A 7,284-nucleotide genomic window follows, 5' to 3' on the forward strand; every position below is an offset into this window, starting at 1 on the left:
TCGGTCAACACGTTACACCCCATACTGGAGCGCAGATGCAATAACCCGGAGCAGTTTTGGGACAAATGACGGCGGGGCACGGAGACAACCTTACCGGGCATATTCCCAGAGTGAAGGTTCATCCAGGTCGATACGGACCACAACACCGGTGTGGGCACGCGGAGCGGTTTCGTAGGGAGACATGTAGAGATGGCGACCGACGATGACACCACCGATATACCCCTTGCTGAGGGGGTACACGCGGGCCGTATCGCAAACGGCCCAGGCCGAGAGATCATCGAGGGGTTTTGTGGTATCGAAGCGACTCACCTGGCCATGATAGATGCCTTCCTCGATGCAATGGGGAATGAAGTAGATATACCGCTGGTCAAACAATGCCCCAAAAAAACCACGGCTGTTCGGATGGACCCGGGCCATATCGAAGACCTGCCAACCGGTCCTGGCATCCAGCCTGGAGCCAATCTCATAACGCGCCACCTGACCATGGCGGTCGGTTCCATCATAGTAGGGAACGAAACAGAGATGCCGGTCGGTGCGCACCGCGCCGATGAAACCGCGACACTGGGGATGCAGGGTGGTGAGATCGAAGGTGGTCCAGGCCTGGGGATCATCAAAACGGCCCTGGGAATCGAAACGGACGAGATGGCCGTGAAAATCCTTGTTGCCTCGATAGGGCACAAAGTAGACATGCCGTCCGTCGGCAACCGCAGAGTGATATCCCTGACACCCCTCCTGGAGCCGGGCCGCGTCGAATATGTCCCAACTGGTCGTGGTGTTGAAATCTGCCTGGGTATCGTAACGCACGATCCGCCCATGATAGGTGGACCAGTCGAGTTGATAGGGGGCGAGGTAAAGATGGCGACCGGCGACAACGCCGCTGACGAAACCCCGGCTCTCCGGATCCAATTGTCTGGTATCGAAGACGCACCAGCTTGCCGGATCGGCAAAGGGTGCCCGGGTGTCGTAGCGGGTGACCTGTCCATGGTGCAATCCATTGAAATAGGGAACCATGTACAGATAACGACCATCAAACAGGCCATCCGTAAACCCACGGCTGTCCGCGTGGACGGTCGTGGTATCGAAAAAGGACCAGCTCGCCGGGTCATCGAAGCGACCCTGACTGTCATAACGGGTCACCTGTCCCGATGGGGTCCCGTTGTTCATGGGCACGTAGTATATGTAGCGGCCATCGCAAGCCGCCCCGGAAAACCCCTTGCTGGCTGCATGCACCTGGCTTGTATCGAAAAAAACCAGACCTTTCATGATCGTATACGATCCTGGCGCACGTCTTCCACCGTATCACCGAGGTGACGCCCCGCCAAACGAATTCGCCAGGCACGTGCCTCTGACAGACCATCGTCGCCAATCAGCCCGGCTTCACGCCCGACCAGGCAGCGCACCGGTTCCTGCACGCTGCAATGATCGGCCACGGCCATCGCCTTCAGTGATTCATGGACATCGTCCGGCAAATCGCGGACGCTTGATGCTTTCATGACGCCACCTCGTTGCTATCGAAATGTGATCGGTATCCTGATGGCGCATCACTTTTTTGTCAAGGCTGATCCAACTTGCAGCGTCAAGGCTGACCTTGTTTCGGTCACCGGACCTGGATCGATCCGTTGAAACATTGTAAAACGGATCCGGCCCCGATCATTGAATCCGGATCGATTTCTGGCATTTGTTTCGACAAGCCTCAAAGCCTGGAGCAGAAAAATGAATGTATCGGCACACAGTGAGCCATGAAACAGAACATTGAATACTCTGGACGGTCACCCTATAATTCATGTTGAAAAAAGCGAAATTCAGATTCTATAACTTTCACACTGCCCAGTGGAGAATGGTACATGAGAAGATTACAGTTGGGTATTTTTTTATCGACCTTGCTGTTGGCAGCCGGAATTGGATCTGCCGAGCAACTGGCGGATCCTGCCTTCAAGGCCAAGGTTGACAATCCGGCCTATGCCACGGGCAAGAAACCGGTCGTCCTGGTTGATGGGGGACACAACAACTGGCACAAGATCGATGGACGCTACAAACCTTTTGCCGAAGTACTCACGGCGGATGGTTACGATGTCCGCGCCCTGGCCGGTACCATCACCCCGGAAGCCCTCAAGGGGATTGACGTCCTGGTAATCGCCAACGCCCTGAACATGAAAAATGCCACCGAAAAAGAGAAAGCGAACAAGTGGGAATTGCCCACCCCCTCGGCTTTTGAGGATACGGAAATCAATACAGTCGTCGATTGGGTCAAAAAAGGGGGGTCCCTCCTGTTGATTGCCGATCACATGCCCTGGCCGGGAGCCAACGAAAAACTGGCCATGAATTTCGGCATCATCATGGACAACTCTTTTGTGTTCGATGCCACCTTCACCTACAAGAAGGGTGACCCGAACATCATCAAATTCAAACTGTCCGGTGGCAAACCAACCGAAGGCAAACTTGTCAACCATGCCATCGTCGCCGGCAGAAAAAATGCACCCATTTCCGAAGAGATCCAATACGTCTCCACGTTCACGGGCAGTGCTTTCCGCGCCAAACCGGGCAGCAATGTCCAGCCTTTGATGGTGTTCGGCGATGGATCCAGAATTCTCTATCCTGCGGAAGCGGATACCATGTCACTGCAAACCCCCAATGCCCCGGCGGTCGGTTTGTTGCAGGGTGCCACCGTGAAAGAGGGCGATGGCCGGGTTGCCGTGTTTGGCGAAGCCTCCATGTTTACCGCCCAGACCGCCCCCTGGGATCCCAAATATCCCATGGGCATGCAAAATCCGGAAGCTGCCAACAATCAGCAGTTTCTCCTGAACGTGCTGCATTGGCTTACAAAGCTTCTGTAAATGCTCATTGGTGCAGGGATTTTCGGTTTTGTCTTGAGCATGGTGTGACAACGGCATCCTGATGGTGCATAATTCCGGCCCGGAAGGTTCGGAAACAACATGCTGCCCCGTCAGGATGCCGAACACTGTCACCACCCTGTTGTGCAGCCCATCCGGTGAACCATGACCCACGACTTCGACAGCGTATTGGCGACCTTCAGGTCCCTGATAACCCCGATATTTTTTATTGATGATCCAGAGACCATCACCCCTGAAACGGTCGCGGCAGATGTGGAGGGGTGGGACTCGTTGAGTCACACCCTGGTGATCATGGCGGTGGAAAAAGAGTTCGGCATCCGGTTTCTGGCCCGGGAAACAGCGTTTGAAAACGTGGGAGAGCTGGTGAAAGGAATCCTCTCCCGCTTGCCGGGCAACCGTTGAGACGGGACTGTTGCAGGGAAGGGATGCGCACGTGAAACCAACCATTGTATTTTATGGAAACTGCCAATCCTTGACCTTCTGCCTCAAGACCATGTTCGTTCCGGAGGTGGCTGAGCAATACACGATTGCCCTGTTGCGCACCCCTGAAGAGAACAGACCGGACCATCGATGGCAGGTACTCTGTCATGAGCCGGTGGGGGTTGGTCAGCTCCTGTCAAACTGCGCTTATTTTTTTCAACAGATGGGTTTTTGGGACCAGACCTTTCCCTATGCGGACAGGCTGCCGTCCCATTGCCGCACGATCCGTTTTCCCATGCTCACGCTTGAACTGTTGTGGCCTTTTTACATGCTGCGACCGCGTCCGTACCCATTTGGTGTCGAGGACAATCGACGTGGGCATGGAGACCGGATTTTCCATAACCTGCTCAAAAAAAAGCTGCTCCCCCTGGAAACCCTCGCCCGCTTCATGGCGACGGACATCCATCGCCTGCTGGACCTGGATCGGTCCTGCGAAATCTATTTTGAAAAACTCCGGAATCTGGACCGGCAGGTGGATCTGCCGGTGGCCCATTGGATTGAAAAGTATTTTCGTTCCAAACCGCTGTTTGCAGATACGGCCCATCCCAATCCTCCCCTGTGCAGTCATATGACCAACCAGTTGTTGCAATGCGCGGGATTGATCAGGGAAAACGCCATCGAATACTGGGATGAAAGACCCAATTTCAGTGCCACTTTTCCGATTCACCCCCAGGTGATCGATCACTACAAGCTGGAGTGGGTGGATCATGCCACCCGTTACGGCTTTCATCCGCCATTGCCGCATGCGAGCAGTGTCTACCAGGAAAAATACAACACCAAGGTGGGGGATTACAGCTATCTGGCAGGCCTGCGCAAGCATTTGGAGATGCCGGATGCCTCCCCCTGTCATGGCCGGGAAGATGACTCCGGGCACGTCCAATCCCTGCACCAGGAATTGGCCTTCTGGGATGCCGTGCCGGAAGGCCCCATGACCAAAACCGTCCATGCCTGGCGGGCCGAGTTGTCCACCATACTGGGTGATTGCCATCGACTGTCGGGCAGACATGAACAGGCCAGAATATTCTACGAGCAGGCACTGAAACTCAAACCGGCACTGTATCATTTGCTGCCATCGCTGCTGGATTTTCTGGAGCGGGAGGAGCGTTCCAGGGAGACCCTGGATCTGTTGCTCGGATTCATCGATGGTCCGAACATGAAATATTGTTCCATTGACGAAACCGTATTTCTGGCGAAAGCCTGCATTCGCGTTTGTGAAACCCTGGAGAAGCGATCCCTAGCGAACAACGATCCGGACAGCCTGCAATTTGCCCAACAGAGCTTTCAATCCGTCACAACCCGCCTGGACAGGATTCGCACCATGACGCTGCAAAATTCGGTGCGTCAACCGATCAGCCCCAGGGACAACCCGGGCCATGCCAACCTGAAAATTGAAGATCCACGCTGGTTTACCTATGAATCGATCCATGATTCAGCGCGCTGACAGAGGCAACCAGACGAGGCGGCATCGGCATGTGCAATCCGGGTAGCCATTGCAACGGGTCTGTGAAAAGCTGTCCATGAACTTTCGGATAAAAAAATTGGTTTTCATTCGTTTTTTTTGAAATTAACAAGTTATTGGACAGCCTCTGAGAGCGGGAAACGCACATGAAACCAACCTTTGTATTCAATGGCAACTGCCAGGCCATGAAATATTGCCTGCTGGCCATGCAACTCCTTGAGTTGAATGAAAAATACACAGTCGTTCTGCTGCGCAGCCCGGAAGACAACACACCAGACCTCCGGTGGAAGATACTCAGCCATGAACCCATCGGGGCCATCAGGGTCGATGAAATTTTTGCAAATTGTGCGGTTTTTTTGCACCAAAAAAGTTATTGGTCAAGAACGTTTCCCTATGCAGACCGGTTGCCGCCGCAGTGTCGCAAAATCAGTTTTCCCATGCTCACCCATGAATTGCTCTGGCCATTCTACATGGTTCGACCCCGACCATTCCCTTTCGGCATCGAGGACAACCGACGGGGCCATGGGGAACGGCTTTTACAAAACCTGATCAAAAAAAAGCTGCCTCCCCTGGAGACCCTGGCCCAATTCATGGCCACGGATATTTGTCAGCATCTGGATCTGGATCGCGCCGGTGAACTCTACTTTGACAGGCTGCGCAATCTGGACCAGGAAGTGGACGTGCCGGTGGCTGATCTGATCGAAGAGCTGTTCCGCTCCCAACCGCTCTTTGCCGATGCGGCCCATACCCAGCTTGCCCTGTGTCACTACATGACCGATCAGATTTTGCGCTGTGCCGGAATCACCGAGCAAAATTTTACCAAAAACTGGGATGGATATTTGAATTTCGGTGCCACATTTCCCATCCATCCCCAGGTGATGGATCATTATGGTCTGCAATGGGTTGACCATGGGACCCGTTATGGCTTCCATCCCCCCAGGCCACACCCGAGCAGTGTCTATGAAGAGAACCAAAAAACCAAGGAAGGAGATTACGGATATCTGGCATACCTGCGAAAACATTTGGGATTGCCGAATGCCACTTCCTGTCACGAGCAGGGGGTTGTATCTGGACACATCCAGACCCTGCAAGAGGGAGATGCATCCAGACACCTCCAGACCCTGCAAGAAGAACTGGCCTTTTGGGATGCCTTGCCGGAGGGACCCGCCGCACAAGCGGTCAACACCTGGCGGACAGAGTTGTTGACGACACTGGGCGATTGTCATCGTGCAGCGGGAGAGACGCAACAGGCCAGGGCATTCTATCAGCGGGCACTGCAACTGAATCCGGTGTTTTATCCCCTGCTTCCCTCGCTATTGGAGTTCCTGGAGCAGGAGAACCGTATCGATGAATCCCTCGCCCTGTTGCGTGATTTCATTGATGGTCCGAACATGCGCTATTGTTCCACCCAGGAAAAAATGTTCCTGGCCAATGCCTGCGTCAAGACATGCCAACACCTGGAAAGTCGCTACGCGAAGGTCAGCGATCCAGACGATGGCAGGATTTATCAACAGAGCCTGCAAACCATGCTGTCCTGCCTGGACAGGATTCGCACGACCATGTTGAATCAGTCTGTTTTCTGCCTGAGCTTTTCCAACCCAAAAATTCATCAACCGGACTGGTATCATCACGACCCTTCCCAGGTCACCGTGAAACCCCAGGTCACCGTGAAACCGTGAAACCGTGAAACCTTCCGGTCACTTGCGGAACATTCGGATGTTTTCGCTCATGCAACGGGGAGATCCGGTATCCCCGTCTCCCCTCCCGGGCAACCGTGAAGCCTCCTGAGTACCTGCAAAACATTCATGAAGCCTCCTGAGTACCTGCAAAACATTCATGAAGCCTCCCGAGTACCTGCGGAACATCCAGACGTTTTTGCTCATACAACAGGGTGATCTGGATTGAATGATGGTGGTACATCCTCCACATGTGAAGAAAAAGGCAGAAAATCGCTGGCCGGAACAAAGGCCGAATCGGCACCGGGATCGACAATATCCTGCCCTGTAACCATGGCCTGGAACACATCACCGCCGAGGGTGATGTTGGGCAGATGGGTGACAGCGGGCTGGAGAATGAGCGTAGAGACCGTCGCCGACGTGCCTGACTCCAGTGTCGGGGAATTTGCGGTTTCCGGCCCGGTCGTCGCCGCAGCCGCAACTTCCGGCCCGGTCGTCGCCTCGGCCCCCGGGATGGCAGCATTCGCCACCACAACCCCAGCTTCCGGCACGGTCAACGCCGCTGCCGTGGCATCCGCCACCACAGCCGCAACTTCCGGCCCGGTTGTCGCCTCGGCTCCCGGGATGGCGGCATCCGCCACCACAGCCCCGGCTTCCGGCACGGTCGTCGCCTCGGCTCCCGGAATGGCAACATCCGCCACCACAGCCCCGGCTACCGGCCCGGTTGTCGTCTCGGCTCCCGGAATGGCAACATCCGCCGCCACAACCCCAGCTACCGGCCCGGTTGTCGTCTCGGTCTCCGGGATGGCGGCATCCG

General features: G+C 55.1%; 7 protein-coding genes. 4 read left to right on the forward strand and 3 right to left on the reverse strand.

The features are described 5' to 3' along the window. Positions 1-90 precede the first annotated feature (90 nt). Together HQL65_04680 and HQL65_04685 are read right to left on the reverse strand one after the other, a co-directional pair. Positions 91-1,263, reverse strand: coding sequence for a hypothetical protein (locus HQL65_04680; GenBank protein MBF0135513.1), 1,173 nt, complete (start codon positions 1,261-1,263; stop codon positions 91-93). After that, entirely contained in the window at positions 1,260-1,493 is a 234-nt protein-coding gene (locus HQL65_04685) for a hypothetical protein (GenBank protein ID MBF0135514.1), read from the reverse strand. The genes HQL65_04680 and HQL65_04685 overlap by 4 nt, the downstream gene beginning before the upstream one ends. A gap of 351 nt (positions 1,494-1,844) precedes the next feature. Here HQL65_04685 and HQL65_04690 point away from each other — a divergent pair, with 351 nt between their 5' ends. The 4 genes from HQL65_04690 (at position 1,845) to HQL65_04705 (ending at position 6,470) form a co-directional block, all read left to right on the forward strand. Continuing rightward, entirely contained in the window at positions 1,845-2,834 is a 990-nt protein-coding gene (locus HQL65_04690; protein MBF0135515.1) for a hypothetical protein, read from the forward strand. 162 nt (positions 2,835-2,996) lie between these two features. Beyond that, positions 2,997-3,254: an acyl carrier protein gene (locus tag HQL65_04695; protein MBF0135516.1), complete on the forward strand. Its 258-nt coding sequence runs from the start codon at positions 2,997-2,999 to the stop codon at positions 3,252-3,254. 31 nt (positions 3,255-3,285) lie between these two features. Next, the gene (locus tag HQL65_04700; protein MBF0135517.1) at positions 3,286-4,773 is read left to right on the forward strand and encodes a hypothetical protein; all 1,488 of its coding nucleotides are present in this window, start codon (positions 3,286-3,288) and stop codon (positions 4,771-4,773) included. Between the two features lie 164 nt (positions 4,774-4,937). Then, positions 4,938-6,470, forward strand: a complete 1,533-nt coding sequence (locus HQL65_04705) for a tetratricopeptide repeat protein (GenBank protein MBF0135518.1) — start codon at positions 4,938-4,940, stop codon at positions 6,468-6,470. 200 nt (positions 6,471-6,670) lie between these two features. Here HQL65_04705 and HQL65_04710 read toward each other — a convergent pair. Further along, the coding region (locus HQL65_04710) for a hypothetical protein (GenBank protein MBF0135519.1) at positions 6,671-7,284 on the reverse strand (614 nt) is incomplete at its 5' end.

It is taken from the genome of Magnetococcales bacterium (assembly GCA_015228935.1).
Taxonomy (GTDB): Bacteria; Pseudomonadota; Magnetococcia; order Magnetococcales; family DC0425bin3; genus HA3dbin3.